Annotated in this window: 24 protein-coding genes; 17 read left to right on the top strand and 7 right to left on the bottom strand. The window is 69.0% G+C overall.

The features are described 5' to 3' along the window. Positions 1-70: 70 nt before the first annotated feature. Together AB0316_RS06750 and AB0316_RS06755 are read right to left on the bottom strand one after the other, a co-directional pair. Positions 71-976 carry a haloalkane dehalogenase gene (locus AB0316_RS06750; protein ID WP_366271620.1) on the bottom strand — a complete coding sequence of 302 codons (906 nt, stop codon included), beginning with the start codon at positions 974-976 and terminating at the stop codon, positions 71-73. Between the two features lie 158 nt (positions 977-1,134). Then, complete coding sequence (locus AB0316_RS06755) at positions 1,135-1,605, bottom strand: SRPBCC family protein (protein WP_366271621.1); 471 nt, start codon at positions 1,603-1,605, stop codon at positions 1,135-1,137. A gap of 71 nt (positions 1,606-1,676) precedes the next feature. Between AB0316_RS06755 and AB0316_RS06760 the strand changes: the two genes are divergently transcribed. Further along, positions 1,677-2,333 carry a TetR family transcriptional regulator gene (locus AB0316_RS06760; RefSeq protein WP_366271622.1) on the top strand — a complete coding sequence of 219 codons (657 nt, stop codon included), beginning with the start codon at positions 1,677-1,679 and terminating at the stop codon, positions 2,331-2,333. 675 nt (positions 2,334-3,008) lie between these two features. Further along, positions 3,009-3,368 (top strand): hypothetical protein, encoded by a 360-nt coding sequence (locus tag AB0316_RS06765; RefSeq protein WP_366271624.1) that lies wholly within the window; start codon positions 3,009-3,011, stop codon positions 3,366-3,368. A 90-nt stretch (positions 3,369-3,458) separates the two neighbouring features. Here AB0316_RS06765 and glsA read toward each other — a convergent pair whose 3' ends face one another. After that, the gene (glsA, locus tag AB0316_RS06770; RefSeq protein ID WP_366271626.1) at positions 3,459-4,484 is read right to left on the bottom strand and encodes a glutaminase A; all 1,026 of its coding nucleotides are present in this window, start codon (positions 4,482-4,484) and stop codon (positions 3,459-3,461) included. A gap of 160 nt (positions 4,485-4,644) precedes the next feature. Between glsA and AB0316_RS06775 the strand changes: the two genes are divergently transcribed. From AB0316_RS06775 to AB0316_RS06805, 7 genes are all read left to right on the top strand, one after another. Then, the gene (locus AB0316_RS06775; RefSeq protein ID WP_366271628.1) at positions 4,645-5,667 is read left to right on the top strand and encodes an aldo/keto reductase; all 1,023 of its coding nucleotides are present in this window, start codon (positions 4,645-4,647) and stop codon (positions 5,665-5,667) included. Positions 5,668-6,049: 382 nt separating this feature from the next. Continuing rightward, on the top strand, positions 6,050-6,832 hold the full coding sequence (locus tag AB0316_RS06780; RefSeq protein WP_366271629.1) for an alpha/beta fold hydrolase: 783 nt from the start codon (positions 6,050-6,052) through the stop codon (positions 6,830-6,832). Positions 6,833-7,063: 231 nt separating this feature from the next. Beyond that, positions 7,064-7,594, top strand: coding sequence for an EVE domain-containing protein (locus tag AB0316_RS06785; protein WP_366271631.1), 531 nt, complete (start codon positions 7,064-7,066; stop codon positions 7,592-7,594). A 211-nt stretch (positions 7,595-7,805) separates the two neighbouring features. Next, positions 7,806-8,486 carry a hypothetical protein gene (locus tag AB0316_RS06790; protein WP_366271633.1) on the top strand — a complete coding sequence of 227 codons (681 nt, stop codon included), beginning with the start codon at positions 7,806-7,808 and terminating at the stop codon, positions 8,484-8,486. A gap of 657 nt (positions 8,487-9,143) precedes the next feature. Beyond that, positions 9,144-10,490: a hypothetical protein gene (locus tag AB0316_RS06795; RefSeq protein ID WP_366271635.1), complete on the top strand. Its 1,347-nt coding sequence runs from the start codon at positions 9,144-9,146 to the stop codon at positions 10,488-10,490. Positions 10,491-10,597: 107 nt separating this feature from the next. After that, the gene (locus tag AB0316_RS06800) at positions 10,598-11,959 is read left to right on the top strand and encodes a hypothetical protein (protein ID WP_366271637.1); all 1,362 of its coding nucleotides are present in this window, start codon (positions 10,598-10,600) and stop codon (positions 11,957-11,959) included. A gap of 452 nt (positions 11,960-12,411) precedes the next feature. After that, entirely contained in the window at positions 12,412-13,704 is a 1,293-nt protein-coding gene (locus tag AB0316_RS06805) for an alpha/beta fold hydrolase (protein WP_366271639.1), read from the top strand. Positions 13,705-13,744: 40 nt separating this feature from the next. Here the strand turns inward: AB0316_RS06805 and AB0316_RS06810 are convergent, their stop codons facing one another. Beyond that, positions 13,745-13,942 carry a hypothetical protein gene (locus AB0316_RS06810; RefSeq protein WP_366271641.1) on the bottom strand — a complete coding sequence of 66 codons (198 nt, stop codon included), beginning with the start codon at positions 13,940-13,942 and terminating at the stop codon, positions 13,745-13,747. Positions 13,943-14,064: 122 nt separating this feature from the next. Here AB0316_RS06810 and AB0316_RS06815 point away from each other — a divergent pair, with 122 nt between their 5' ends. The 5 genes from AB0316_RS06815 (at position 14,065) to AB0316_RS06835 (ending at position 21,757) form a co-directional block, all read left to right on the top strand. After that, positions 14,065-14,226: a hypothetical protein gene (locus AB0316_RS06815; RefSeq protein WP_366271643.1), complete on the top strand. Its 162-nt coding sequence runs from the start codon at positions 14,065-14,067 to the stop codon at positions 14,224-14,226. A gap of 124 nt (positions 14,227-14,350) precedes the next feature. Then, positions 14,351-15,184, top strand: a complete 834-nt coding sequence (locus AB0316_RS06820) for a pyruvate, water dikinase regulatory protein (protein ID WP_366271644.1) — start codon at positions 14,351-14,353, stop codon at positions 15,182-15,184. A gap of 64 nt (positions 15,185-15,248) precedes the next feature. Beyond that, complete coding sequence (gene ppsA / locus AB0316_RS06825) at positions 15,249-17,654, top strand: phosphoenolpyruvate synthase (protein ID WP_366271646.1); 2,406 nt, start codon at positions 15,249-15,251, stop codon at positions 17,652-17,654. A gap of 103 nt (positions 17,655-17,757) precedes the next feature. Beyond that, positions 17,758-20,610, top strand: coding sequence for a cation-transporting P-type ATPase (locus AB0316_RS06830; protein WP_366271648.1), 2,853 nt, complete (start codon positions 17,758-17,760; stop codon positions 20,608-20,610). Between the two features lie 220 nt (positions 20,611-20,830). Continuing rightward, complete coding sequence (locus AB0316_RS06835; RefSeq protein WP_366271649.1) at positions 20,831-21,757, top strand: hypothetical protein; 927 nt, start codon at positions 20,831-20,833, stop codon at positions 21,755-21,757. Between the two features lie 35 nt (positions 21,758-21,792). On the opposite strand, the gene AB0316_RS06840 is transcribed toward AB0316_RS06835, so the two are convergent. Beyond that, a complete protein-coding gene (locus AB0316_RS06840; protein WP_366271650.1) occupies positions 21,793-22,521 on the bottom strand; it encodes a TetR/AcrR family transcriptional regulator C-terminal domain-containing protein in 729 nt (242 codons plus the stop codon). Positions 22,522-22,700: 179 nt separating this feature from the next. Here AB0316_RS06840 and AB0316_RS06845 point away from each other — a divergent pair, with 179 nt between their 5' ends. Beyond that, a complete protein-coding gene (locus AB0316_RS06845; RefSeq protein ID WP_366271652.1) occupies positions 22,701-23,075 on the top strand; it encodes a PRC-barrel domain-containing protein in 375 nt (124 codons plus the stop codon). A gap of 70 nt (positions 23,076-23,145) precedes the next feature. Here AB0316_RS06845 and AB0316_RS06850 read toward each other — a convergent pair whose 3' ends face one another. Beyond that, a complete protein-coding gene (locus tag AB0316_RS06850; RefSeq protein ID WP_366271654.1) occupies positions 23,146-24,039 on the bottom strand; it encodes an SDR family oxidoreductase in 894 nt (297 codons plus the stop codon). A gap of 50 nt (positions 24,040-24,089) precedes the next feature. Then, positions 24,090-24,839 (bottom strand): GAF and ANTAR domain-containing protein, encoded by a 750-nt coding sequence (locus AB0316_RS06855; RefSeq protein WP_366271656.1) that lies wholly within the window; start codon positions 24,837-24,839, stop codon positions 24,090-24,092. A gap of 231 nt (positions 24,840-25,070) precedes the next feature. Here AB0316_RS06855 and AB0316_RS06860 point away from each other — a divergent pair, with 231 nt between their 5' ends. Beyond that, positions 25,071-25,955, top strand: coding sequence for an MBL fold metallo-hydrolase (locus AB0316_RS06860; RefSeq protein ID WP_366271658.1), 885 nt, complete (start codon positions 25,071-25,073; stop codon positions 25,953-25,955). A 21-nt stretch (positions 25,956-25,976) separates the two neighbouring features. Beyond that, positions 25,977-26,639, top strand: coding sequence for an HAD family hydrolase (locus tag AB0316_RS06865; protein WP_366271660.1), 663 nt, complete (start codon positions 25,977-25,979; stop codon positions 26,637-26,639). The last annotated feature ends 6 nt before the right edge of the window (positions 26,640-26,645 follow it).

Below are 26,645 nucleotides of genomic sequence, written 5' to 3' on the forward strand. Positions count from 1 at the left end.
CCGTCAAGGCGGCGACGTTCGCCCGTCCTACTTGCGGTGCTGAATGCCTCGCAATGCGCCTTGGTCGTGTCTATCTCTGCATGAATGCCGCGATGACCCGGCCCAGTTCGTCGCCGGCGTCCTCTTGCAGGAAGTGGCCGGCGTTGCGGATGGTCGGATGGCTGAGGTCGCGGGTGCCGGGGAAGTGCTTGCGCAGGTTCGATGCCATGGCCCCGGTGATGGGGTCGCTGTCACTGAACGCGACCAGGAACGGCAGCGGGCTGGCCGAGAGCGCCTGCCAGGCGGCGCGGTTGGGTTCGCTGGCGGGGTCGTCTGGGCGGGTGGGCACCAGCCCGGGCATGGCTCGGGCGCCGGCTTTGGCGCGCTCTTCGGGGAACGGCGCGTCGTAAGCCGCGCGTACCTCCTCGGCCAGCGGACGCACGCAGCCAGAGGCGACCAGTCGTCCGACGTCGAGCACCTCAGCTGATTCGACGGCGCGGCGGAACCGCCACCACACCTCGGGCATGTTGACGTCACCGGTCGGCAGTCCGGTGTTGGCCGCGACCACTCCGGCGAAGCGATCGGAATGCTCGGCCACCAGGCGCAACCCGATCAGCCCACCCCAGTCCTGGCCGACGAGGGTGACCTCGCGCAGGTCGAGGTGGTCCATAACAAGCTCTCGGGTCCACTCGACCTGCCGCGCGTAGGAGTAGTCAGCCGGGTCGACTGGCTTGTCAGACCTGCCGAAGCCGACCAAGTCAGGCACCACGCAGCGGATGCCTGCCGCGACGAGCGTGCGGATGACGTGGCGGTAGAGGAACGACCACGTGGGCTCGCCGTGCAGCAGCAGCGCCACCGCTCCGTCCGCCGGTCCCGCGTCGATGTACGCCATGCGCAGGGTGCCGCCGTCGGAGTCGCTGACCTGCGCGTAGGCGGGCTCCCACGGGAAGTCGGGCAGCTGCTCGAAGGCGGCGTCCGGGGTTCGATAGACCTCCATGCGCGCCAGTGTGTCAGGCGCCTACTGAGGGAGTCTTTGCGCGTACATGCCGTGTACCCATGGCGCCGGCTCAGGAGGGCGGGCACCCGGTGGGTGTGACTCCTGGCCTTCGTCTGGAGGCGTGAGCGAACATCGCCGGTGTGCCAGGCCTGCTGAGCTCAGAGGGCCTGGTCGGCTGGGTGGTGTTCGCCCTCCAGCCGCTCCTTGAGGAGGGCTAGGTTGGCGGGAACTTCCTTGCGGACGCCCTGACTGACGACCGGCTGGATCAGCTTGCCGACGCCGTGGCCCTCGAGCTGGATTCGGTAGTCGACATGAGTGCCGGTGCCGGCACTGGTGGCAGCGAATGAGAACGTCACGTGCGCGCGGAGGGCGCCGTCGATACCTCGGATGCCCCAGCGTCGGCCCGGCTCACAGTCCGTGACCTCCCACCGGAAGGTGCGCGCGCCGCCTGGAACCCGCCGCACCTCATGGCCCCGGACCCCCACCGCGGCAGAGGCGCCGGGTGGTTCGAACGTGGCCGCATCGACTGACGGCTGCCAGGTTGGCAACCGGGCCGGGTCGGCGACGTAGGCGAACACCTCCTGAGGGGTTCGGGCGATGTCGGTGCTGGCTTCGATGACTTTGGACATGGTTTCCACCTGGTGTCGGTGGCCGAGCTTGGGCCCGGTCGAACAAATTGATGCCAGTATCATTCTCCTCAATGAGCGGCGAGGCAAGGCGTCCCTACGATTCGCGGCTGCGGCAGGCGCGGGCCGCCGACACGCGTGCGCGGATCATCGAGGCTGCCCAGCAGCTCTTTGTCGAGCGGGGGTATGCCGGCACGACCATCCCTGCCATCGCGGGTGCCGCCGGGGTGGCCGTGGAGACGGTCTACCGAACTGCCAGTGGGAAGGCCGGCCTGCTCGGCGCCGCGGTGCGCGCCGCCGTCGCGGGCGGTGCGGCCCGGGCCGACATCCCGGTGAGCGAGCGCCCCGCGGTCCGGCGGGTCATCGACGAACCCGATCCGGTACGGCAGCTGCAGCTGTATGCGGCCACCCAGCCGGGGATCTGGGCGCGGGTGGGTCCTCTGCTGCACGTGCTCGACGCGGCAGCGACCAGCGAGCAGTCGCTGCTCGAGTTGCGCGACCAGATCATCACGGAGCGGCGTCAGGGACTGCGCAAGCTGGGACGATCGCTCGAGCGGCGCGGCGCGCTCCGTTCGGGGCTCACCGCTCAGCGCGCGGGCGACATCGTCTACGCCGTCTGTGGCCACGCCAACTACGACGCGCTCGTCGCTCAGTGCGGATGGAGCGACCGCGAATACCAGGACTGGGTGGCCGAGACGCTCGTAGCCGCACTCCTTCCTCGCCCGACATGAGCGCAACCGCTTCCGCGTCACGCCAGGGGCACACGTAGGCAGACACAGCCGCGGCCAACACACGCCGTTCGAAGCACGCCAGCCCCCCAGTGGGGTGCGCGACATGGCCCAAAGTTATGGCGACCGCACGACCTCGATGGGAGCATGCCGAGGTGATGATTCTCCCTGGTGGGATGAAGGCAAACGAGGGCACGGCCTACGACGTTCCTCGCGGCACTTGCCCGGGCTGCGGCAGTAGCGACGTCCGGCACTTGGTGATCGGACTTCCCGGCGATGCGGACGCTGTGATGTCAACGCCACCTTGGGTCAAGTGGGTGGGCTGTATCCACCCGGGATATGACCGCGAGTGTGGACACTGCAGGCTCACCTGGATGTCCGAGGATCCAGGCGACGACGGCTCGTCGAACTAGGAGCTCACTCCAGCGACGATTGTCGGCTCTCCCGCGCACCGGCGCACGTACGACTGACGCGGCCTTCTACACCTGCGAGATCTCAACGCTGGCCCAAACCTGGGACCGGCGGACCGCCAGCAGCATGTTTCGATCCCGGTAATCCGGGATAGTTCGCTGTGTGAACCCGCACGCTCGGCGCCGGAAGGACGCCGTCGAGCAGGCGGTCCGTCTGAGGCGGCCTCAAGAGACAGTTTCAGCGGCTGCGCCGTGCCAAGATCTGAGCGTGGCGTCAGACACCCGGATGGTTGCCTTGGGTTTCGGCAAGTTCGCGCGTGCGGACCGCATCTTTGCCCTTGAGCGAATCACCGGAGAGGAACGTGGGGACGGCCGCCGTACGCGTGTTTGGATCGACGGCATCTCCGATCCGCTGATTGCCTCGCGCACCGAGGCCACCATCCTTCGTGACATGGGTCAGGAGGCCGCCGTCGTCGGTCCGGAGCTCGACGAGGCCTTGGATCTCGCCGCGCGCCTGGCGGCCGCTGCCAATGAGGGCCGGGTGGACCTGAGCGACCTCGGTCGTCGAGCCCGAAGGCTGCTTGCCTCGACGACCAGGGTTGCGTCTGGCGGCGACGTCGCCGATTGAGCAGTCTGCTGCCCGCTCGCCGCGTGTCGTAGGAGGCTGCCTCGTCCGGTCGCTCCCGCGGGAGAGCCAGCGTGATCGCGACAGCGAAGCTCAGTCTCGGGAAGCCGCTGCGGAGCTGAAGAGGTTCAGCCCGAGCCGTTCGGCGAGGTACTTCGTGGCGAGCTGGCCGCGAACGCTGTTGCCTGCCGGGTCCAAGGGTGGGGAGAACGTCGCCAAACTACCCTTGCCGGGTGAGACGGTGACGATGCCGCCACTCACGCCGCTCTTTCCCGGCACCCCGATCTCGTAGAGCCAGTCGCCCGACAGCTCGTAGAGGCCGGCGGTGGCCATGACCGCGAGCACACGCCGGCACACTCCGCGGCCGACCACCTCCTCGCCGGTCAATGGGTTCACGCCTCCGTTGGCGAGCGTGGCGGCCATGACCGCCAGGTCGTGCACGGTCACGCCGAGCGAGCACTGACGGGTGTAGATGTCGGTGGCCTGGTCCGGATCGAAGTAGAGGCGGCCGTAGCTCTCGAGCAGGTGGGCGATGCCTTGGTTGCGCAGGTTCGTGGCCGACTCGGACACGTAGACCTCCTCGTCCACGCTCAGCTCCCGGCCGGCGAACCGCGAGAGCCCGTCTCGGATCCGCTCCCACTTCTCCGCCGCCGTCGCTCCGGGGGCCAAGCTCGTGGCTGCCATCGCCCCCGCGTTGACCAGCGGGTTCATCGTCCGGTCGACGTTGAGCTCGACCGCCATGAGGGAGTCGAAGGGAAATCCCGTGCTGTTCACGCCGAGGCGCTGACGAGCCTCCTCGTATCCGATGGCGTCGCAGACCAACGCGAAGACGAAGGGCTTGGACACGCTCTGGATCGAAAACGTCGTGGCGACGTCACCGATCTCGAACGACTTTCCACTGACCCCGACAACCGAGATCCCGAACCAGCTCGGAGACGCCTTCGCCAGCACGGGGATGTAGTCGGCCACGTGTCCGTCGACGTTTGCGCGATACCGCTCGTACGCCTCGGTGACCATGGCCCGCACCTCGTCAGGGCGGGGAAGATCCCCGGTGGAGACCGGCGACGCTGTGGCGTCCTCGTCGAACGGGAGCTGTTCGTGCATCGAGAGCTTGGTCATGGGTCGCCTCCCACCCGCCGTATGCCGGCAGCGTACGACGACCGAAGGCCGCCCCCAAGACGATTGGCTCGCATACTCAGGCGTCGATCAAAGGCCCACCCAGCGATGCAGGTGAGCGGCGGCACGAGTAGCGCGACTCATCCGGCATACGGTGGCAGTCATGCGCTACACGACTCTCGGCAGCAGCGGCACCATCGTTTCCAGTCAGTGCCTCGGCACCATGACCTTCGGGGCGGAGGCCGATGAGGAGTCTTCCGGGTCCATCCTCGAGGCCTTCGCGGAGGCTGGAGGCACCTTCCTCGACACGGCGGACGTCTACAGCAATGGTGTTTCCGAGGAGATCATCGGCCGGTGGCTGAAGTCCCACCCCGAGGACGCGGCCCAGATGGTCGTGGCGACGAAGGGCCGGTTCCCGATGGGCGAGGGGCGCAACGACGTCGGTCTCTCAAGACGCCACCTCCGTCAGGCGCTCGACGCGTCCCTGACCCGGCTCGGGGTCGAGCACATCGACCTCTACCAGATGCACGCGTGGGACGCTGTCACACCGCTCGAGGAGACGCTGCGCTTCCTCGACGACGCTGTTGGAGCGGGCAAGATCGGCTACTACGGCTTCTCCAACTACCTCGGCCACCAGGTAACCAAGGCAGTGCACACCGCCCGTCAGCACGGCTGGGCGCCGCCGGTGACGTTGCAGCCGCAGTACAACCTTCTTGTTCGGGACATCGAGCACGAGGTCGTGCCGGCCTGTCTCGATGGCGGACTCGGCCTGCTGCCCTGGTCGCCCCTCGCGGGCGGGTGGCTCACCGGCAAGTACCAGCGCGACACCACCCCGACCGGAGCCTCGCGCCTCGGCGAGGACCCGGAGCGCGGTATGGAGGCCTACGGGCCGCGCAACTCGGACGAGCGCACGTGGGCGGTCATCGACGCCGTGGCCCAGGTCGCGAAGGAGCAGGGCGTCACCTCCGCAGCGGTCGCCCTCGCCTGGGTCGCGGCGCAGCCGGCGGTCACGTCGGTAATCCTCGGTGCCCGCACCGTCGAGCAGCTCACCGACAACCTCGCCGCCGCCGACCTCGACCTGACGGCAGATCAGCTGTCTCACCTCAGCGAGGTCAGCAGGCCCCGCATGGACGACTACCCCTACGGCCCCGCTGGTATCGCCCAGCGCCACCGCGACATCGGGTGAGCGCCGGCTGCGAGCGGGCCCCGTCGTCACCCGGGCCATCGCAGTCAAGCTGGGCCGCGCCTGGCGGCACTAGGAACTACGACGGTGGGCCGCCCCCTTGGGCAGTCGGGCAGTTGTTCGATCGCTCGCGTGCCGCACTTGCGGCACCCGACGGTCACGGAACAGCGGTCGCGATCATGGCTATGGCGATCACACATCTGCCGCACGCTTGCGGCGATGTGACACAGCTCGAATGACGTTTTGGTTTATGTTCCGGCCGCCCGCCCGGGCCGGCTCCGTGCTGTCCGGCAGGAGTGGGCTGCGGTTGGATGCCAGCGGTCCTTACCATGGGCGCGCCTCGGCCTCAACAACGCGGGGATTCGCGTGAGATAGCGTCGTTGGAATGACGCTCAATCACATTCGTCGTGGACGCGGCCGGCCGCTGTTGCTCGTGCACGGTCTGGGCGCGGGATGGCGGTCGTGGGCTCCGATCATCGAGCAACTTGGGGAGCGCCGGGAGGTCTTCGCTGTCGACTTGCCGGGATTTGGTGACACGCCGCCGCTGACGGGTGAGGTCTCGATCGCATCTCTGACCGAGTCCGTCGCGGACTTTATCCGTGAACAGGGTTTGGACGGGGTCGCGACTGCTGGCCAGTCGATGGGCGGACGGATTGTGCTTGAACTCGCCCGGCGGGGAGTCGGTGGCGACACGGTGGCTCTGGACCCAGGCGGTTTCTGGAGTGACCGTGAGCTTGCCGTGTTCGGCGCCACGCTGCGGCCGTCGATTGCTTTGGTCCGAGCGTTGCGCGGCACGGTGCCCTCGCTGCTGGGCACGCGCGCGGGGCGGACGGTGCTGTTGGCCCAGTTGTCGGCGCGACCCTGGGCGATCGCGCGTGAGACCTGTTTGCCGGATGTGGTTGGGCTGGCTGACGCCCCGTCGACTGGCGCCGCGATGGACGCCTTGACCCGAGGGCCCAAGCAACAGGGCGCCCCCTCGGGCACCGTGCCGGGCCGGGTCACGATTGGGTGGGGGCGGCGTGACTTGGTGACCCTGCCGAAACAGGCCGTACGTGCCACGGAGCTATTTCCTGACGCCGTGTTGCACTGGTTCGAGCGTTGCGGTCACTTTCCGCAATGGGATGCACCGGACGAAGCGACCCGACTGATCCTGGAGAACACCGACTGAGGTTCGCGCCGTGCTCCGGGCGACCACAGCCCTCTCGGGGAGGGACCGAGATGGCATCAGGCTGTGATCGCAGCGACGGTCGCCGGAATCCCACGACCCGCGGCTCGGGTGCGCCGACTGGCGGCGAATAGACGCACCTAGCAAGGGGGCGATCTCAGCAATTGTCCTTCGAGCAGCTTGCCCTTCTTCGGTAGGCTCGTTCAACCGAATGTCGTTGAGCCAGGGGGAGTTTTGATCGACCACACAGAGGTCGGATGCTGGATCGTCAAGGCCGACCCGAAGACCTGGGACTACTTCAGAGCCTTAGCTGAGGACCAAACGCCCCCCATAAAGCCCCATCTGTACCCTGGCGCTTGGACGCTGGGACGCACCTACCGCAACGGCATGATCCGCAAGGGTGACTTGATCGCGCTGTGGGTCACGGGCACCAAGAACCCTGGGATCCACGAGTTCGGAACGGTGACCGACGAGCCGTACGAAGTTGACGGCTTCGATGCTGGTTACGCGTTGGATCAGCAGCGAGCAAGGGAGAAGGCGCTGGCGATCGAATACTCGGCCGTCCGGCTCTACGACAACTTCGTGCCACGTCCCGAGATGAAGGCCGATCCCGTGCTCTGTCGCTGCGAGCAGTTCCGAGCTCCTCAGGCGTCGAACCCTTCATATCTGGATCCAGATGAGACGAAGGCCCTTGCACACCTCATCGCAGCGCGGGTGCCGATGGCCCGTTTGAGGGATGCGAAGTGGGGGCGCGCGCTGCGGTGACTACCCGTTCGAACGGGCCCGTTGGCGCTGGTTCGCGGCGGGGGTACGCAAGTCTGCGCACCGCCCACAGAGCAGGGACTCGCCAGGAGTTAGGGCCCATTTCAGAGTTGCGCCGCTAGCCTCTCGCAATGTGAATGGTGAAGCGGCCGCACCGGGCGGAATGACAATGCCGACCTATGTGAGAGGTCGGCTCGGACGACGATCCGAGTACGTGCTAGACCACGGTTTCGACGACAAGAGCGTTGGCGCAGGCTGGTGGAACCAGCGCCTCGCCTCGCTAGGGCTTCCTCAACGTTTTGGACCAGGCGAACAAGCGGAGCAGCGACGCTTGACACGTCGCGACCTCTTCCAACTAGCGGGCCCCGCCGCGCAGAACGGCGCAAGCGACGACGATGTTTTGATGTTCCTGTGGCACGCACTGGCATGGGGCACCGGGAGCAGCCAGCGCGGCAATGACGCGAGAGTCAGGGCGTTCGCGGATCCGACAGATCGACAGAGGAACATCGCGCTGTTGAAGCAGGCGATGGCATTCGCTCGTGCAGGCGACCCTGCTGCGGCCTACCGCGTTCTAATTCGCCGAGGCGGCGGAAAGATCCGCGGGCTTGGTCCAGCCTTCTTCACCAAGTTGCTCTACTTCGCTTCGGAGGGTGCACCCGGTACGCGATGCCTCATCCTGGACGCTCGCGTGGCAGGCAACCTCGCAGAGGCGGGCTGGTCCTCGCTGCCGCGCTCCAATCGAACGAGTTACAGCTACAACTGGTACACGGCCACGTACGCGAGTTACTGCGAACTCCTCAAGCGGTGGGCAAACGAGGAGAGTGAGCGCTTGAGCGCCCATGTGTGGCCGGACGAGATCGAGCGTGCCTTGTTTCAGGGTCACCCAAACGCGTAGACCGAAGGTTCCGTCGGGCAGAATCACGCGTCGGAACCGGATGCTCCGCTACCCGGTCTCACCGTCGTGAATGAGTTCTGAGCTGCCCTGGCCGGTGCTGTTGTTGGTGGTGCCATCGCTGCGGTGACGTCGTGGGTCCTGCTGCGGGCGCAGTGGACGCGTGAGGACAAGATTCGGAACGATGACCGCCTTGAGGCGGAGGTGGGCCGGATGCTCGAGCTCGCGGCAACTCTCCCAGAGCGTCCGCCGGTCGTCACCCAGGCAGAGATGCTGATGCACGCTGGGCGTGCCTGCCGGCTGGCTGAGAAGACACACCCAAACCTGGCCGATGAATTGCACGAGATCACAAAGGACCTGCTCTATAGGCGGACGAACAGGGCGTGAAGAGAGTGGTGCTCCTCGGCCTCAAGTGGACGCGGCATTCGGCTGATGTGGAGCTGGAGCGGAACGACACGCCGCTGCGCAGGCCATAGTGCGACTGCTGGCCGCGGTCATCGGCGGCGGAAAGACGCATCAATCAGTTGGCTCGACCGACCGGAGCGCCTCGCGACACCCCGAGTGCGGCCCATGCATACGAATCGGGGGCCCGCATGACAGCCCAGTCACATTTTGACAAGACCGCGTTCTCTGTCGCTCAGTTACCGTAGCGTCCGCCCAATGGAGAACTCGCTGGAAGCCGATCGCATCAGGGTGGGGATGCTCATTGATGACGTGGAAGGGACGCCGTATCAACAGTGCACTCTGACTCGCGATGCTTCGCAGGGTGCGCTGCTGTCTGTCCCCTTCGTGAACGGGGTGGAGCAGTTCGAATTGCCGAGCGAGTGGTTCGATTTCGGCACCGCCTCGCCCCCTGACTCCCTGCTATTTGCTGACCCCGATGGTCATGTCACCTTGACAGGCCTACGGTTCAGAGGGACACGCGGTCTTGTCTACTCCCTTGGCCGGCTTGACGCTCGTGTCGCGATTTTCGGACAACCCCGGAAGCTTGAACGCGAGTACCGGGTCAAGACGCTGCGTTCCCGCATCGATGGACTACACCACTTCGCCGCTTTCGAGTCGATCGACATCCATTTAAAGCGCAAGGCTGACCGATTCAAGGTTCGTGTGACTCTTGACCCGAAGGGCGTGGTTGAGGCGGAGTCTGGGGCCTTTACCGTCGCCATACGGGCTACGGCACCGTGGGATGCCATGGATGGGGTCGGCTTCACCACGCAAACAGATGCAGAGCTCGAAACGACGTGCGCTGACGGCGCAACCGTTGACGACCACATACAGGCTCAGTGGGCGGTTCGCGCCCTTCTCTCCCTCGTGCAAGGAACACAGGTTCGTTGGCGAGCCCACAAGGTGCTCGATGACCAGTTTCCGACCTGGATGCTCAGTGGCGAAGCACAGAAACCTTCCTTCGTCGACGTGCTCTATCAGCGCACCGCGGGCGACTTCGTGGCGCCTCCGGCAGAGACTGCCGATCTGCGGTGGCCAGCCATCCGATTGGCCGACTTGGGTGCCAGTGGGCTACAGCGGTGGCTCGATCTTTACTCCGACCCCCTCATCCGCCGCGCCGTGGAGCCGGCAGTGGAGGTGATAAACGGCGCGACACGATTCGTGGAGCCACGCCTCCTTATGACGGTTCTCGGCCTCGATGCCATGGGTTACTTCCGAGACCCGCTCCGCAAGCCGCAGACACCGCTCAACACGCAGATTGAGCGTTGCTTGTGGGCGAGCGGGCTGGACGTGTCGGCTCTGGGCTCGGTGCGGCAAGTCGCGATGGCCATTGCTCACGTGAACAACGACATCAAGCATCCGGACCGAGACCATCGCCCCGACGGGGTCGTCATGCGCCTGGTCGCCGACTTGGCCCTGTTGGTGATGAGGATGCAGACAGCCGAACTCTTGGGTGTCCAAGACAAGTTCCGTCGAGTGCGCGACGGTGGCGTGGACACTGTTGTTCAAGCATTTGAGCGCAACGGGGTTGTCATTCAAGACAAGCGGTTCTTGTCGACTTAGGTCAAGCCGCAGGAGCGACGAAGATTGGCTGGAGTCTCATCCACTGACCTCGTCATCGCATCGGATGGACGTGCCGTTTCGTCGGCGCCAAATGGGACACTCCATGTATGCCTGCTGAACCGACCGCGTCCAACGCATCTGAACCGGAGCCCTTGGCGTTTGCGACCAACGTCATGCCTCTCGGTGAGCGCGCTCAGCGCAGCATTCTCGATCACGTGATCGCCGTCGGTGACGAGGCCGAGACGCCGTACTTGGAGGTGAAGAGCAGCCTGGATCTCAGCAGCAAGGCCGGCGTGGCAAAGGTGGCCAAGTTCCTGCTGGGCGCGGCCAACCGACGTCCGCGCGAGGCGGCACGCCACTTCAACGGCTATGCGGTGCTCGTCATCGGTGCAGAGAAGGGCAGCACGCCGGGGGTCCCTCGTGGCATGGAGGCCCACGAGCTGGAGGACCGGCTGCGCCCCTACCTCGGAGCGCAATTCCCTGCATTTGAGTTCGGGAGAATCGGCGTCGACAACGATCGCGAGGTGGTGTTTGTCATCGCGCAGCCGCCACAGGATGGTCAGCCGATTTTCCCGTGCCACAAGAGCTTCCAGGCAGACGACCGCCGGGACAGTCTGGAGGACGGAAGTGTCTATGTGCGGGGAACCAGTAACACCCGCCCGGCTCGTGCCGGCGAGGTCCTGGCCCTCGTCGAGCGGGCACGCGGCGGCGGCAGACCGCCGATCGAGCTCGACGTGGAGCTCGTCGGGTCCATCGGGCGCGTCGACCGCATCGACGAGGTGCTGGAGCGGCTGTATGAGTTCGAGGAAGAAGAGTTCAGCAAGCCGGAAGAGCCAGAGCACAAGACTCTCGCAGGCACATCGACCCTCTTGGCATCTCACATCCTTCGAGGTGGACGACCCCTAACGACGGAGGAACGAGGAGAGCGTTTAGATGCGTGGCGGAACGAGAAGCCTGCCCATATAGCGCAAGGCCGCGAGCACCTGATCGGCGTCGGCCTGCCTGGCGCAGGAATCAGCGTCGTGAGCCGCGACCGGTTCGTTGCCAAGCCACATCTGATCGTGACCTTCCACGATTGCGAAGTCTTCGACTATCGAGATACCGACGACGCTGACTACAAGAAGGTGGTTGAGCCCGTCATGCGTCAGCAGGAGCCTTTTTGGACGGGTTTTAACCCCGGCGAGCTTAGGATCACGCCGCGCGACTACCCCGTCGCCTGGGTCAACCGAGGCAACGATGCCGAGGTCGTGCTCACGCCGGAATCCTTTCGACCTAACGTGACATGGACGAGTGACCAGGACGACTACGTGATCCTTGCGCGGGATCCGCAAGCGGCCTCGGTCTCCGTGACATGGGTCCTCACAGAGGACGGGAACAACGCGGTCACTAGCGGCGAGTTCGAAGTCACCACGGCCGAACCCATCGACGCTGCCGACGTGTTCAAGATTGCGTTCCTCGGAAGCGGTTGAGGCACTTCGCCGAGGTCCCAACCAGTTTGAAGATTCTCGTGGGCACGCCCTCCGGCTCTCAACGCCGTCGAGTCGAGGCTATCGTCGGGCCCCCGGCCTCACGGGCACTGAACAGCGTGGCGACTTCGTCTGCGTATGGAGAATGTCTGCTACTTACGTCGAGCACCAAGTCAGGGGTCAATCTTGCTGACTGAGCCGCGTCAGTTTCCATCTTCATGTTCCACGCCGGCCTGTGCTCACGCTCCACGGTGGCTCCGCGCTGGCAACGTTGTGAGGCAGTCCAATCTGGGGGCTGTGACGCTGGCGCATAGTGGGCGGTGTGTCACGGCTGCTCCTGCTGGGATGGATGCCGGTCTGCATTGCACCCGCTGCTGGCGAGGTGGCCACGGAGACGTCTCGGTGGGAGGCTGCGCGGACTGACTCTGCCCCCCGGCGAACAGGAGCCTGACCGTATGCCGTCCACTGTCGAATACCACCTGCCCGGCCTGCACGTCCGCGAGCGGACCGTGCCCGTGCCGCTCGACTGGGACGACGCCGACGGCGCGTCGATCGAGCTCTTCGTCCGTGAGCTCGTCGACCCGGAGAGGCGCGACGACGACCTGCCGCTGCTGGCCTTCCTGCAGGGTGGGCCCGGCGGAGCGAACCCGCGCCCGGTCGACCGCAGCGGCTGGATCGACGAGGCGGTGCGCACGCACCGGGTCGTGCTCGTCGACCAGCGCGGCACCGGGCGCAGCACGCCGCTCGAGGCCGTCGACCTCGCCGAGCTACCCGACGCGAAGGCGGCAGCCGACCACTTGACGCACTTCCGCGCCGACTCCATCGTGCGCGACCTCGAGCACGTGCGCACGAGCGTCTACGGCGCCAAACGCTGGGCGACCTTCGGCCAGAGCTACGGCGGCTTCATCACCCTCTGCTACCTCAGCCAGGCACCCGAGGGACTGGCCGCCTGCTACGTCGCGGGCGGCATACCCGGCACCCCGGCCGACGCGGCCGAGGTCTACCGGCGCACCTTCACCCGCGTCGAGGCGAAGACGGCCGAGTACTACCGCCGCTACCCGCAGGACGTCGACGCCGTGGCGGCGATCGCCGACCGCCTCGCCGCCGGCGACGTCCACCTTCCCGACGGCGACGTCCTCACCGTGCACCGCTTCCAGTCGCTCGGGGTCGACTTCGGCATGAAGCCCGGCTTCGAGCGGATGCACTGGCTCGTCGAGAAGGCCTTCGCCCGGCCGGGCCGGCTCTCCGCCGGCTTCCTCGAGGAGTGCCTCTCGCGGTCCTCCTCGGCCGGCAACCCGCTCTTCTGGACCCTGCAGGAGTCGATCTACGGCGACGGCACCAACGGCCCGATCGCGTGGGCCGCGCAGCAGGAGCGCGACCGCCGCCCGCAGTTCGACCCCAGCCGGCGCCCGCTGCTCTTCACCGGCGAGATGACCTTCCCGTGGATGTTCGAGGAGGTGCGGCTGCTGCGCGGCTTCGGACCCGCCGTCCACGAGCTCGCCACACGGCCGCGCTGGTCGCCGCTCTACGCCCTCGACCGCCTCGCCGGCAACGAGGTGCCCGTGGCCGCCGCCGTCTACTACGACGACATGTACGTCGACGCGCACCTGCAGCTCGACACCCTCTCGCGCGTCGGCAACTCGCAGGCGTGGGTCACCAACGAGCTCGAGCACGACGGCATCGGCAGCGGCCGGGTGCTGACGCACCTGCGAGACCTCGTCCGCGACCGCGGCGGCGAGCGACACTGACTCAGCGCGCCACCTGACCGGGCGGCCCTCGGGCCGCCTCTCAGCCGAGCGGGGGCCCGCCCCCGACGGGCAGGTCGCGCTGCTTGCCGCAGTCGAGACACTCCTGGTACCGCGCGCCGTACTGCAGGCTGTTGGGGTAGCGGTGCGTCCGCCAGCGGTGCCACACGTGCAGTCGGCACCACCACCGCCCGCGGCGGCGCTGCTCCTGACCAGGCTCGCGCCGTGTGGTCTCATCCATCTCTCCAGCGTGCTCCCAGCCTCGTCCGATGTCAGTGGAAGGAACGCAGCCACTCGACGCCCATGGCGGTCCGACCCACCTCGTCCTTGCCGGAGACCGCTCCGCGTGCCCATGCTCGACGCATGGCCACCGAGCGCGCCCGAGTCCCGGCCCACACCCACGGGGCGACGCCCGTGAAACCCGGCGAGGGCGTACGCGTGGTGCGGGTCCACGACGCCTCCTCACCCGACGACGCCGTCCTCGCCCGCCTCCTCGTCAATCCCTTCGCCGAGCCGGACGGTTGAGCGCCGAGCGAACGTGCTCGAGGGTCGCCCGGATGTCCGCTGGGTGGGCCGTGGTTGAGGCGTGGGTCACACGCGGGGCGTCCCGCGGACGGTGAGCGGAGAAGTCTGTGCCACAGTGCGTCCCATGGCCTCATCGACGATGCCTCCGATCACGCCCGCCTTCTTCCTGGCGGGCGGCACCGGCATCTCCGCGGAGACGCTCGGCAACATGATGCTGCAGCAGTTCCCGTCGGTGCACTTCAGCCGTCGCAAGATCCCCTTCATCACGACCGTCGACCAGGCCCGCGAGGTCGTCAAGCAGCTCGACGCCGCCATGACGGAGGACGTCACGCCCCTCGTCTTCTCAACCGTCTCCGACGAGGAGGTCCGGGCCGAGCTGCAGACCACGAAGTGCGCCTTCATCGACCTCTTCGGCTCGCACCTGTCCACCGTCGAGCGCGTGCTCCACGTCAACGCCGTGCACCGCGTCGAGGCCCTCCACGGCGTCGGCGACGTCGGCCGCTACGAGGCCCGGATGCGCGCCGTCGAGTACGCGATGGAGCACGACGACGGCCAGAGCATGCGCAACCTCGAGCAGGCGCAGCTGATCCTCATCGCGCCCTCGCGCTGCGGCAAGACGCCGACGTCGATCTACCTCGCCCTCCAGCACGGCGTGCGCGTCGCGAACTACCCGCTCGTCGACGAGGACTTCCAGTCCAGCGAGCTGCCGCGCCCCGTCCGGCCGTATGCCGCGAAGTGCTTCGGCCTGCTCTCCACCGCCGCGCGGCTGGCGCAGGTCCGCGGGGAGCGTCGTCCCGGCTCGCGCTACGCGACGCTCGCGCAGTGCAGCTACGAGCTGCGGCGCGCGGAGGCGATGTACCGCGCCCACGGCATACCCGTCGTCAACTCGTCCGCGATGTCCGTCGAGGAGATCGCGGCCGTCATCATGCACACCCGACGCCTCAACGACGTCGGCTGACCGGCAGCCCACCCGCGCTGTCACCGAACCGCACCGCCACCCACCACCGATGGAAGGACCTGCAGTGACCGAGAACGTGATGAGGTTCGCCGACCTCGGCCTCGCCGACGTCGAGATCGTCGGCGGCAAGAACGCCTCGTTGGGGGAGATGGTGCAGCACCTGGCTGCCGCCGGCGTCTCGGTGCCGGACGGGTTCGCCACCACGGCCGACGCCTACCGGCGCTTCCTCGCCGAGGACGGGCTCGCCGACCGCATCAACGCGCTGCTGTCCGACCTCGACGTCGACGACACCCGCAAGCTCGCCGAGGTGGGCGCGGACATCCGCCGGCAGGTGGAGGAGCAGACCTTCCCGGAGGACCTCGAGCGCGACATCCGGGAGGCGTACGACCGCCTCGTCGGCGAGCACGAGGGCACCGACGGTACCGAGGTCAGCTTCGCGGTGCGCTCGAGCGCGACGGCCGAGGACCTGCCCGACGCGTCCTTCGCCGGCCAGCAGGAGACCTTCCTCAACGTGCGCGGCATCGACAACGTGCTGCACGCCGTCAAGCTCGTCTTCGCCTCCCTCTACAACGACCGCGCCATCGCCTACCGCGTGCACAGCGACTTCGACCACTCCGTCGTCGCCCTGTCGGCGGGCGTGCAGCGCATGGTCCGCTCCGACGTCGGCGCCTCCGGCGTCATGTTCACGATGGACACCGAGTCCGGCTTCCGCGACGCCGTTTTCATCACGAGCAGCTACGGCCTCGGCGAGGCGGTCGTGCAGGGCGCCGTCAACCCCGACGAGTTCTACGTCTACAAGCCGGCCCTGCGCGCCGGCCGCCCGGCGATCCTCAAGCGCGGCGTCGGCGCCAAGGCGACCAAGATGGTCTACACCGGCGACGCGAGCGTCGGACGCACCATCGAGTTCGTCCCGGTGCCCGAGGCCGACCGGCCGAAGCTCTCGATCACCGACGAGGACGTCACCGAGCTCGCCCAGCACGCGCTGCGCATAGAGGAGCACTACGGCCGCCCGATGGACATCGAGTGGGGCAAGGACGGCGTCGACGGCAGGCTCTACATCCTCCAGGCCCGGCCCGAGACGGTGCAGTCGCGCCAGGCCGCCGGCGTCATGCGCCGCTACCGCATGGACGAGCGTGGGCCCGTCGTCGTCGAGGGCCGCGCCATCGGCCAGAAGATCGGGGCCGGGGGCGTACGCGTGCTCTCCTCGATCGACTCGATGCACGACTTCCAGCCGGGCGAGGTCCTCGTCGCCGACATGACCGACCCCGACTGGGAGCCGATCATGAAGCGCGCCTCGGCCATCGTCACCAACCGCGGCGGCCGCACCTGCCACGCGGCGATCATCGCCCGCGAGCTCGGCATCCCCGCCGTCGTCGGCACCGGCTCGGCCACCTCGACCCTCACCGACGGGCAGGAGGTCACCGTCTCGTGCGCCGAGGGCGACACCGGCTTCGTCTACGAGGGCAAGCGCGAGTTCACCGTCACCGAGACGACCCTCGACGACATGCCCGACGTCCCCGTCAAGATCATGATGAACGTCGGCACCCCGGAGCAGGCCTTCGAGTTCTCGCGCCTGCCGAACAAGGGCGTCGGCCTCGCGCGGCTCGAGTTCATCATCAACCGCCAGATCGGCATCCACCCCAAGGCGCTGCTCGAGCTCGACGCCCAGGAGCCGGCCGTCAAGGCCGAGATCGAGTCGCTCATCACCGCCTACCCGAGCCCGCGCGACTTCTTCGTCCAGCGCGTCGCCGAGGGCGTCGCGACCATCGCGGCCGCCTTCGCGCCCGAGCCGGTCATCGTGCGCATGTCCGACTTCAAGAGCAACGAGTACGCCGGCCTGCTGGGTGGTGAGCGCTACGAGCCGCACGAGGAGAACCCGATGCTCGGCTACCGCGGCGCGGGGCGCTACCTGTCGCCCGACTTCGCCGAGTGCTTCGCGATGGAGTGCGAGGCGCTCAAGCACGTGCGCGACGACATGGGCCTGACCAACGTCAAGATCATGATCCCCTTCGTGCGCACCGTCGCCGAGGGCAAGGGCGTCATCGAGCTGCTCGCGTCGCACGGCCTCGTCCGCGGTGAGAACGACCTGCAGGTGGTGATGATGTGCGAGATCCCGAGCAACGCCGTCAACGCCGACGAGTTCCTCGACCACTTCGACGGCTTCTCGATCGGCTCGAACGACATGACCCAGCTGACCCTCGGGGTCGACCGCGACTCCTCGCTCGTCGCCGGCTCGTTCGACGAGCGCGACCCAGCGGTCAAGAAGATGCTGTCCATGGCGATCACCGCCTGTCGCGAGCGTGGGAAGTACGTCGGCATCTGCGGTCAGGGCCCGTCGGACCACCCCGACCTCGCGGAGTGGCTGCTCGACCAGGGGATCGAGTCGATGTCACTCAACCCCGACACCGTCGTCGAGACGTGGACGGCCCTCGCCAAGCACCGCGCCGAGGTCGGCACGACCGGAGCCTGACCCAGCCTGACCGAGCCTGACCCGGGAGGCGCCAAACCGCGGACAACGCCCCTGCTCCCTCGTTTCAATGGGGGAGCAGGGGCGTTGTGCGCGGGGAGGCCCTATGTCGCAGCCGGTGACGGGGTCGGCCGAGTCCGGCTGGGACAGCGTCTCGACCGTCGACCCGCAGGAGTCCATCGACCGCCTGCTGCGTGACCTGCGCACCCGGCGCACCGGCCTGACCGACCGCGAGGCGGCCCGCCGCCTCGTCGTCTTCGGCCCCAACGAGCTGACCCGGCGCGGCGGCCGCACGTGGCCGCGCGACCTGTTCCGCCAGCTGGTGCACCCGCTGGCGCTGCTGCTGTGGGTGGCGGCCCTGCTGGCCTGGGTGAGCCGGACGCCTGCCCTCGCCGTCGCCATCGTCGTGGTGATCCTGCTCAACGCGCTCTTCGCGTTCGTCCAGGAGCGGCACGCCGAGCAGGCCGTGGAGGCACTCGCCGCCTACCTGCCGGTGACCGTGCGGGTCGTCCGGGACGGCGCCGCCAGGCCGGTGGAGGCGCGCGAGCTCGTGCCCGGCGACGTCATCGTCATCGAGGAGGGCGAGCGCATCTCCGCGGACGCCCGGCTGCTCTCGGGCGCCGTCGAGGTGGACCTGTCGACGCTGACGGGCAAGTCGCTTCCGCTGCTGCGTGAGGCCGAGCCCTTCGACACGCGCGGCCCGGTGCTCGAGGCCCGTGACCTCGTCTTCAGCGGCATCAGCTGCACGGAGGGGGAGGCGACCGCCGTCGTCTTCAACACCGGCATGCACACCGAGCTCGGCCGCATCGCCGCGCTGTCGCAAAGGGTCGGCCACGAGGACAGCCCCCTCGAGAAGCAGGTCAAGCACGTCGCCCGGCTCATCGCGCTCGTCGCCGTCGGGATGGGCGTCGCGTTCATCCCCATCGGGACCCTGGCTGCGGGCCTGTCGCTCGGTGACGCCGTCAATTTCGCCATCGGCCTGCTCGTGGCCAACGTGCCGGAGGGGCTGCTGCCCACGATCACGCTCGCCCTCGCCGTCGGCGTGCGCATCCTCGCCCGGCGCGGCGTGCTCGTGAAGCGCATCTCCGCCGTCGAGACCCTCGGCTCGACGAGCGTCATCTGCACCGACAAGACCGGCACCCTGACGCTCAACCGGATGCGCGTCACCCGGGTCTGGACGATGTCGGAGGTCCTCGACCTCACGGCGGCACCGGCCGAGGTGAGTGGTGCCCCGGCCACGGCGCGGCTCGCGCGAGCGGTCGTCGCCTGCAACAACGCCGACCTCGACCCCCGCTTCCCGAACGCCGAGCGCGGCGATCCGACGGAGCTGGCAGTGCTGCACCTCGCGGTGCGGCTCGGCGTCCCGCTCCGCCGCACCGGCGCCGAGCGGGTTGCGCAGTTCCACTTCGACCCGGGGCTGCGCCGGATGTCCACCGTCGACCGGGGCTCGGGCGTGCTGGGCGTGCACACCAAGGGAGCGCCCGAGGAGCTCCTGCCACTGTGTACGCGTGTGGCCGGGCCTGATGGTGAGCGCCCTCTCGGCGACGAGGACCGGGCGACCTTCGCCCGGCTGGTCGAGGACTGGGCGCGCGACGGCCTGCGTCTGCTCGCCGTCGCCGAGCGCGGCGCCACCGACGCCGAGCTGCCGGGCCTGACCCGCGACCAGGCCGAGCGCGACCTCACCCTGCTCGGCGTGGCCGGGATGAGCGACCCGCCCCGCCCCGAGGTCGCCGGCGCGGTCGCGCGGTGCCACTCGGCCGGCATACGGCTGCTCGTCGTCACGGGCGACCACGGGGTCACGGCGCGCGGCGTCGCGGAGGCCGTCGGCATCGGTCACACCGGGCTACGCGTCATCACGGGCGCCGAGCTCGACGCCATGCAAGAGGCCGAGCTCGACGAGGTGCTCGCGACGGGGGAGGAGCTGATCTTCGCCCGCAGCTCGCCCGAGGACAAGATGCGCATCGCCGACGCGCTGCAGGACCAGGGGCACGTCGTCGCGATGACCGGCGACGGCGTCAACGACGCGCCAGCCCTGCGGCGGGCCGACATCGGCATGGCCATGGGCAAGTCGGGCACCGACGTCGCGCGCGAGGCGGCCACGATGGTGCTCACCGACGACAACTTCGCCTCGATCGTCGCGGCCGTCGAGGCTGGGCGGCGCGTCTACGACAACGTGCGCAAGTTCATCGTCTACATCTTCGCCCACGCGACGCCGGAGGTCGTCCCGTTCCTGGCTTACGCCCTGTCCGGCGGGCGGATCCCGCTGCCGCTCACGGTGATGCAGATCCTCGCCATCGACCTGGGCACCGAGACCCTGCCGGCCCTCGCGCTCGGGCGCGAGCGCGCCGAGCCGGGGCTGATGTCGCGCCCGCCACGGCAGCGCACGCAGAACGTCATCGACGCCCCGATGCTCGGCCGTGCCTGGGGACTGCTCGGCGGCATCTCGGCCGTGCTCGTCATGGCGGTCTTCCTCGTCACGCTCGTCGAGGGAGGGTGGCACCTCGGCGCCGACGTGAGCTCCGGTCCGCTGCTGCACGTGTGGCGGCAGGCCACCACCATGAGCTTCCTCGGCATCGTCGCCTGCCAGATCGGCACGGCGATGGCGGCGCGCACGCAGCACGCCTCGCTGCGCCAGGTCGGCGTGTTCAGCAACCAGCTGCTGCTGTGGGGCATCGGCTACGAGCTCGTCTTCGCCGCCGAGCTGGTGACCGTGCCGCTGCTGCAGGTCGTCTTCGGCACGGCCACCCCGGAGCCCTGGCAGCTGCTCGTCATCCTGCCCTTCCCGGTGGTCGTCTGGGGTGCAGACGAGCTCTGGCGCTGGAACGCGAGGCGCCGGGCACCGTCCGGACGGCGTCCTGAGGGCTCCCAGCACCCCGGCCGCCCCGAGGGTCCTCAGCACGCGAGCGAGGAGAACATCTCCGGCTCGTCGTCGGGGACGCGGGAGCTAGGTTGGCCGTGACGGATGAGCCAAACCTGCGGTGAGGAACCAATGGCCTACGAGGGTGCACGGGAGCACCGCCTGCACCGTGCAGAGCACCAGTTCGAGGCGGCGCTGCCTCGCGAGCTCGGGGGCTCGAGCCGGTGACCCTCTTGCGCGGATCTTGCGATAACCCTGCAGCGGTGGCCCGCGATACGGACAATTCGGGTGGTAACAGTCTCGTCGCCCTCCGGAGTTTTCCATGCGTGTCGCCCTTCGTCCCTTCCTCGCCTTCCTCGCCGTGGTCGTCACCGCGCTCGTCGCAGCGCCCACCGCGGGCGCGACCCAGAGGGGCGGCGCGTCCAGCGTGGCGAGCGCGGCCGGCGCCACCACGGCGGCTGCCGTGAACCGGACCCGCGCGATGTGGGTGTGGGACACCAGCACGCCCCAGGCCACCGTCGACCTGGCCGTCAGCTCCGGGATCGGCCAGCTCTACGTGGCCGTCCCGCCCAACCTCGCCACCTCGAGCCAGCTGCCCGACATCACGACCCTGAGCCAGCGTGCCCGCGCCGCCGGCATCCGGGTCGACGCCCTCGGCGGCGACCCCACCTGGGTCGACAACGCGAGCTGGGTCGTCACCTACTGGCTCAAGCCCGCCAAGAGCTCGGGCCTGTTCACCGGCATCCACACCGACGTCGAGCCCTACTCCCTCCCGGCCTGGACCACCAAGCAGTCCACGGTCGTGGCGAGCTACCTCACGTTGCTCGACAAGCTCAACGCCAACGCCGGCAGCATGCCCATCGAGTCGGACATCCCGTTCTGGTTCGGCACCATCGCCGCCAAGTCGAGCACCGGCGCTTCCTCGACGCTCGACCGCGAGATCATGAAGCGCACGGCCGGTGTCACCGTCATGGCCTACCGCAACACGGCCACCGGCCCCGACGGCACTCTCGACGTCGCGTCCACCGAGCTGGCAGCCGGCTCTGCGCTCGGCAAGCCGGTGCGCCTGGGCCAGGAGACCACCCACCTCGGTGACACGGCCGTCGACCGGAAGCAGACCTTCTTCGGGTGGACCCGCACCGACATGGAGGCCCAGCTCGCGCTCGTCGACTCGGGTGCCTCGGCATACAGCTCGTATGCCGGCCTCGCCCTCCACGACGCGAGCGGCTACGCCGCGATGGCCTCGTGAGATCCGCTCGTCAGCAACGCTGACGCGGCTCCCGGCTACTGCGCCAGCTCGAGGTCCAGCCTGACGAGGAGGTGCTCGAGGGCTGCCTCGAACTCCTCCTCGGCGTGGTCCTCGGTGAGCCGCGGTCGTAGACGGGTCAGGGAGGGGTAGTGGCCGAGGTCCAGCGACTCGTCGCGATTGGGCAGCGCCGCGTCGCCCTCGTCGAGCGGCTCCTCGACAGGCGACATGTCCGCCCCCTGCATCGCCGACTCCAGCAGCAGGTGACCGAGCAGGAAGCTCGTGAACGTGCGGTACGCGCGGACGGCCTGGTCGTCGGTGAACCCGCGGGCGCGCAGGCCCTCGAGAAAGGCCTCCACGATCCGGAGGCTGCGCAGCGGCGGGCGCAGCCACGGGGCGGCGGGGTGCCGCGTGGCGATGAGGGGGAAGGCGGCGGGGTGCTCGAGCGCGAGCCGGCGCACGTCGTGCGCGAGCACCTGGAGGAACGCCTGCCAGCCGTCGACCGGCTGCAGGCGACCAGGAGGTGGCACCTCGACCGAGTCGACGAGGGCGTCGACGACCGCTTCGAGCAGGTCCTCGCGGCCGTTGACGTAGCGGTAGAGCGACATCGCCTCGACTTGGAGGCTCGAGCCGAGCCGCCGCATGGTCAGGGCGGTGACTCCGTCGGCGTCGATCAGCTGGATCGCGGCGTCCACGATGCGCTCGCGGCTGAGGCCGCCACCGGGGCGGGCGGGGTGCGGGGTGTCAGCGGGACTCGTCGGAGCCATGGGGTCCTCTTTTCGTCCGACACCCTGTCTACCGCACCAAGGCCCCGGTCGCGCGGCCGCCCCGGAGGGCCCGGCGTCATCGATGCGGTTGGCGCGAGGAGCCGGGGGTACGCGGGCGGGGAGCTGCTGCGCCCGGCAGCAGCTGCACTCGAGCCGCTCCGCGCCGCGAAGGAGAAGCGATGATCAGCACCGACGAGCTCAGCACCCTGCCCGGTACGACCGTCTACGGCAGCGACGGAGAGAAGATCGGCCCGGCCGGCCAGGCGTACGTCGACGACCAGAGCGGCCGGCCGGAGTGGGTCACCGTCAACACGGGCCTCTTCGGAACCCGTGAGACGTTCGTGCCGCTGGAGGGCGCGCAGCTGACCGACGAGGGCCTCACCGTCGCCTACACGTGGAACCACGTCAAGGACGCCCCGAACGTCGACCCCGAGAACGGGCACCTCGACGAGGCCGAGGAGCAGCGGCTCTTCCGGCACTACGAGACCGGCCCGTCGGTGTCCGAGCCGGGCGGCAGGGCGCCCGGCTCGGGGGTCACGGACGAGCGCGGCTGACGGCATACGACAAGCGCCCCCGGGTGGTCCGACGACCACCCGGGGGCGCTGCCGTGTCGCGGTGGGCGGCTCAGGTGAGCGGGTTGCCGCCGGTCACGCCGATGACCTCGCCGGTGACGTAGCTCGACTCCTGGGAGGCGAGGAAGACGTAGGCGGGCGCGAGCTCGGCGGGCTGCCCGGCGCGTCCGAGCGGCGTCTGCTCGCCGAACCCCTCGACCTTGCCCCCCGGCATGGTCGCGGGGATGAGCGGTGTCCAGATGGGTCCGGGCGCCACGGCGTTGACCCGGATGCCGCGCTCCGCGACGGACTGCGCGAGGCCCTGGGTGAACGCGACGATGCCCGCCTTGGTCGTGGCGTAGTCGAGCAGCTCGGGGGAGGGCTGGCGCGACTGGATAGAGGAGGTGTTGATGATGGTGGCGCCCTTGCCGAGGTGCGGCAGCGCGCGCCGGGTGAGCCAGAACATCGCGTAGAGGTTCGTCTTCATGACCCGGTCGAGCTGCTCGGTCGTGATGTCCTCGAGGCCGCCCGGCTGGGCCATCTGGTATGCCGCGTTGTTGACGAGGATGTCGAGGCCGCCGAGCTGCTCGACCGCCTCGTCGACCACCCGGTTGCACTCCGCCTCCTCGGTGAGGTCGGTCAGGCAGACGACGCCGCGCCGGCCGGCCTCCTCGACCAGACGGCGGGTCTGCTCGGCGTCCTCCTTCTCGTCCGGCAGGCACGCGATGAGCACGTCGGCTCCCTCCCGGGCGAACGCGATCGCGACGGCACGGCCGATGCCCGAGTCCCCACCGGTGATGACCGCCCGCTTGCCGGAGAGGCGGTTCGAGCCCTGGTAGGACTGCTCGCCGTGGTCGGGCTCGGAGTCCATCTCACGGGTCAGGCCGGGGTGCGGGATGCTCTCGTCCGCGGTGTCGGGCTGCGGGTACTGCTCGGCGGGGTCCTGGGGGGTCGTCTGGTCTGACACGGGAGCTCTTCCTGTCGGTCGATCTGGTGGCTGGCGGGGGAGACCGGCGGCTACGCGCGCGCGTGGGGAGCGACGTCGACGGTGCCGGTGTCGATGACGTCGAGGGCGACGTCGTGCAGCTTGCGGTTGGTGTTCTGGCTCGCGATCCGCAGCAGGTCGAAGGCCTGCTCGCGGGTGAGCCGGTGCTGGGCGACGAGGACGCCGATGGCGGTGCCGATGTCGCGGTTGGACGCGAGGGCGCGCTCGAGGTTCTCTGCGCGCGCCACCATCCGGGCGGTGGCCACGGCCTGGGCCGCGTACGTCGTCAGCAGGAGGCCCTCAGCCACGTCGTGCTCGTCGAAGGCGTCGGGTGCCTCGGCGTAGAGGTTGAGGCCCGCGATGACGTCCGCCGAATCGACGGTCATGCGGAAGGACAGCATGCTGTGCAGGCCCAGCTCTGCCACCACGCGACGCCCGAACTCCGGCCACCTCTCGTCGGCGCCGAGCTCCTTCGGTTGGTAGATGGTGCGCTCGACTATGGCATCGAGGCACGGACCCGAGCCGACGTCGTACTGGATCGCGTCGGCCCTGCGCCCGATGTCGTCGCTGGACGCAGCGGTCGTGAAGCGGCCGTCTCGCAGCGTCGTGATGCTCGCGGCCCGTGCCGCGGGCACCCGTTCGGCGGCGAGCCGGGCGACGGCGCCGAACGGGTCGGCGTCGCCCGAGCGGGCCAGCCGCTCGCCCAGCTGCTCGAAGTCCTCGGCCACCCGGTGCAGGTAGCGCGTGGCGGGGCGTTCCGCTGCGCTGCTCGTCGTGCTCATCCCTTGGCTCCCAGGTGTTCCGAGCCGTCCCCTCCGGGGCCGGCGATCGTGCGGGCGGTGGCGCGGCAGACGGCCTGCGCGCGCGAGTCGCTCCCTTCGACTCCCAGGGTCATACCCACCGCGCAGGCGATCTGCCCGTGGCTGTTCCGTTTAGGGACGCACCGCGCGGGAACGTGGGCAAGGACCGCGGGGCAGAACGCCGCGGTCGACCACCAGTGGGAAGAGGTCACCATGAGCGTCGAACCGGAGCCGAGCACGTCCACCGCCACGAGCGCGGCGCAGGAGGCGACCGCCGTCACCGCGGGCGAGGACGGCACCGCCCCCACCGCGGCGCTCACCTTTGTCGGGACCGCCACGACGGTGCTCGAGCTCGGGTCGTTCACCGTGCTGACCGACCCCAACTTCCTGCACAAGGGCCAGCGCGCCTACCTCGGCAAGGGCCTGTGGTCCCGGCGCCTCACCGACCCGGCCCTGGAGATCGACCAGCTGCCGCGGCTCGACGCCGTGGTCCTCTCGCACCTGCACGGCGACCACTTCGACCGGGTCGCCCGCCGCGGGCTGGACCGGCGCCCACCGGTGCTGACGACGCCGGAAGCGGCTCGCCGCCTCGGCTCCTGGGGCTTCGACACCCGGGCCCTGAGCGACTGGCAGCAGCACGTCCTCGGCGACGGCGGCGAGTCGCTCACGGTGACGGCCGTGCCCGGCATCCACGCGCGCGGCGTCATGGGGGCGATGCTGCCTCCCGTCATGGGCTCGGTCATCGAGCACCGAGTCGGCGACGAGGTGCAGCACCGCGTCTACGTCAGTGGGGACACCCTGACCGGCGACCACCTCGACGCCGTGCGCCGCCGCTTCCCCGACATCGACACCGCGGTCGTGCACCTCGGCGGCACGCGGGTCCTCTTCCACACGGTGACCATGGACGCTGACCAGGGCGTCGACTTCCTCGGCCGCATCCGGCCCCGGCAGACCGTGCCGGTGCACCACTCCGACTACGGCGTCTTCCGTTCGCCGCTCAGCGCCTTCCTCGCGAAGGCCGGCGACGCCGGGCACTCCGGCATCCGGGTGGTCAGGCCCGGCGAGCGAGCCGAGCTGCGCCCGACGCCACGCAGCTGACCGGCTGGGTACGAGGTCTCCATGATCGACACCGTGATCCTGGACGTGGACGGCACCCTCGTCGACAGCAACTACCACCACACTCTCGCCTGGGCCCGAGCCTTCGGGGAGAAGGACCTGCACCCGCCGCTGTGGCGCGTGCACCGTGCCATCGGCATGGGCGGCGACAAGCTCGTCGGCCACGTCGCCGGCGACGACGTCGAGAAGGAGTCGGGAGACGAGCTGCGTGACCTCTGGAGCGAGCAGTTCGACCGCATCATCGGCGAGGTGACGGCCTTCGAGGGAACCCGCGCCCTGCTCGAGGCGGTCAAGGGCCAGGACCGCCGCCTGGTGCTCGCGAGCTCGGGGCAGCCGCAGCACATCAAGACGTTCCTCGACCTCTTCGACGGCACGTCGATCGCAGACGCCTGGACCACCTCGGAGGACGTCGAGGAGAGCAAGCCGGCCGCCGACCTGCTCGACGTCGCCCTGGAGCGCGTCGGCGGCACACGCGGCGTGATGGTCGGCGACTCGATCTGGGACGCTCGCGCCGCCAAGGCCGCCGGCATTCCCTCGATCGGGCTGCGGACCGGCGGGTTCAGCGAGGCCGAGCTGCGCGAGGCGGGTGCCGTCGAGGTCTTCGACGGCCCGGAGGCCCTCGGTGAGGCCATCGCGTCGGGCCTGCTCGACCGTCTGACCGAGTAGTCGGAA

The organism is Terrabacter sp. NPDC080008 (assembly GCF_040702505.1).
Taxonomy (GTDB): domain Bacteria; phylum Actinomycetota; class Actinomycetes; order Actinomycetales; family Dermatophilaceae; genus Terrabacter.

Excerpts from the sequence above, each read along its gene's own strand:
- AB0316_RS06750 (WP_366271620.1), bottom strand. The coding sequence starts at position 976 with ATGGAGGTCTATCGAACCCCGGACGCCGCCTTCGAGCAGCTGCCCGAC.
- AB0316_RS06755 (WP_366271621.1), bottom strand. The coding sequence starts at position 1,605 with ATGTCCAAAGTCATCGAAGCCAGCACCGACATCGCCCGAACCCCTCAG.
- AB0316_RS06760 (WP_366271622.1), top strand. The coding sequence starts at position 1,677 with ATGAGCGGCGAGGCAAGGCGTCCCTACGATTCGCGGCTGCGGCAGGCG.
- glsA (WP_366271626.1), bottom strand. The coding sequence starts at position 4,484 with ATGACCAAGCTCTCGATGCACGAACAGCTCCCGTTCGACGAGGACGCC.
- AB0316_RS06775 (WP_366271628.1), top strand. The coding sequence starts at position 4,645 with ATGCGCTACACGACTCTCGGCAGCAGCGGCACCATCGTTTCCAGTCAG.
- AB0316_RS06780 (WP_366271629.1), top strand. The coding sequence starts at position 6,050 with ATGACGCTCAATCACATTCGTCGTGGACGCGGCCGGCCGCTGTTGCTC.
- AB0316_RS06795 (WP_366271635.1), top strand. The coding sequence starts at position 9,144 with ATGGAGAACTCGCTGGAAGCCGATCGCATCAGGGTGGGGATGCTCATT.
- AB0316_RS06800 (WP_366271637.1), top strand. The coding sequence starts at position 10,598 with ATGCCTGCTGAACCGACCGCGTCCAACGCATCTGAACCGGAGCCCTTG.
- AB0316_RS06805 (WP_366271639.1), top strand. The coding sequence starts at position 12,412 with ATGCCGTCCACTGTCGAATACCACCTGCCCGGCCTGCACGTCCGCGAG.
- AB0316_RS06810 (WP_366271641.1), bottom strand. The coding sequence starts at position 13,942 with ATGGATGAGACCACACGGCGCGAGCCTGGTCAGGAGCAGCGCCGCCGC.
- AB0316_RS06815 (WP_366271643.1), top strand. The coding sequence starts at position 14,065 with ATGGCCACCGAGCGCGCCCGAGTCCCGGCCCACACCCACGGGGCGACG.
- AB0316_RS06820 (WP_366271644.1), top strand. The coding sequence starts at position 14,351 with ATGGCCTCATCGACGATGCCTCCGATCACGCCCGCCTTCTTCCTGGCG.
- AB0316_RS06830 (WP_366271648.1), top strand. The coding sequence starts at position 17,758 with ATGTCGCAGCCGGTGACGGGGTCGGCCGAGTCCGGCTGGGACAGCGTC.
- AB0316_RS06835 (WP_366271649.1), top strand. The coding sequence starts at position 20,831 with ATGCGTGTCGCCCTTCGTCCCTTCCTCGCCTTCCTCGCCGTGGTCGTC.
- AB0316_RS06840 (WP_366271650.1), bottom strand. The coding sequence starts at position 22,521 with ATGGCTCCGACGAGTCCCGCTGACACCCCGCACCCCGCCCGCCCCGGT.
- AB0316_RS06845 (WP_366271652.1), top strand. The coding sequence starts at position 22,701 with ATGATCAGCACCGACGAGCTCAGCACCCTGCCCGGTACGACCGTCTAC.
- AB0316_RS06855 (WP_366271656.1), bottom strand. The coding sequence starts at position 24,839 with ATGAGCACGACGAGCAGCGCAGCGGAACGCCCCGCCACGCGCTACCTG.
- AB0316_RS06860 (WP_366271658.1), top strand. The coding sequence starts at position 25,071 with ATGAGCGTCGAACCGGAGCCGAGCACGTCCACCGCCACGAGCGCGGCG.
- AB0316_RS06865 (WP_366271660.1), top strand. The coding sequence starts at position 25,977 with ATGATCGACACCGTGATCCTGGACGTGGACGGCACCCTCGTCGACAGC.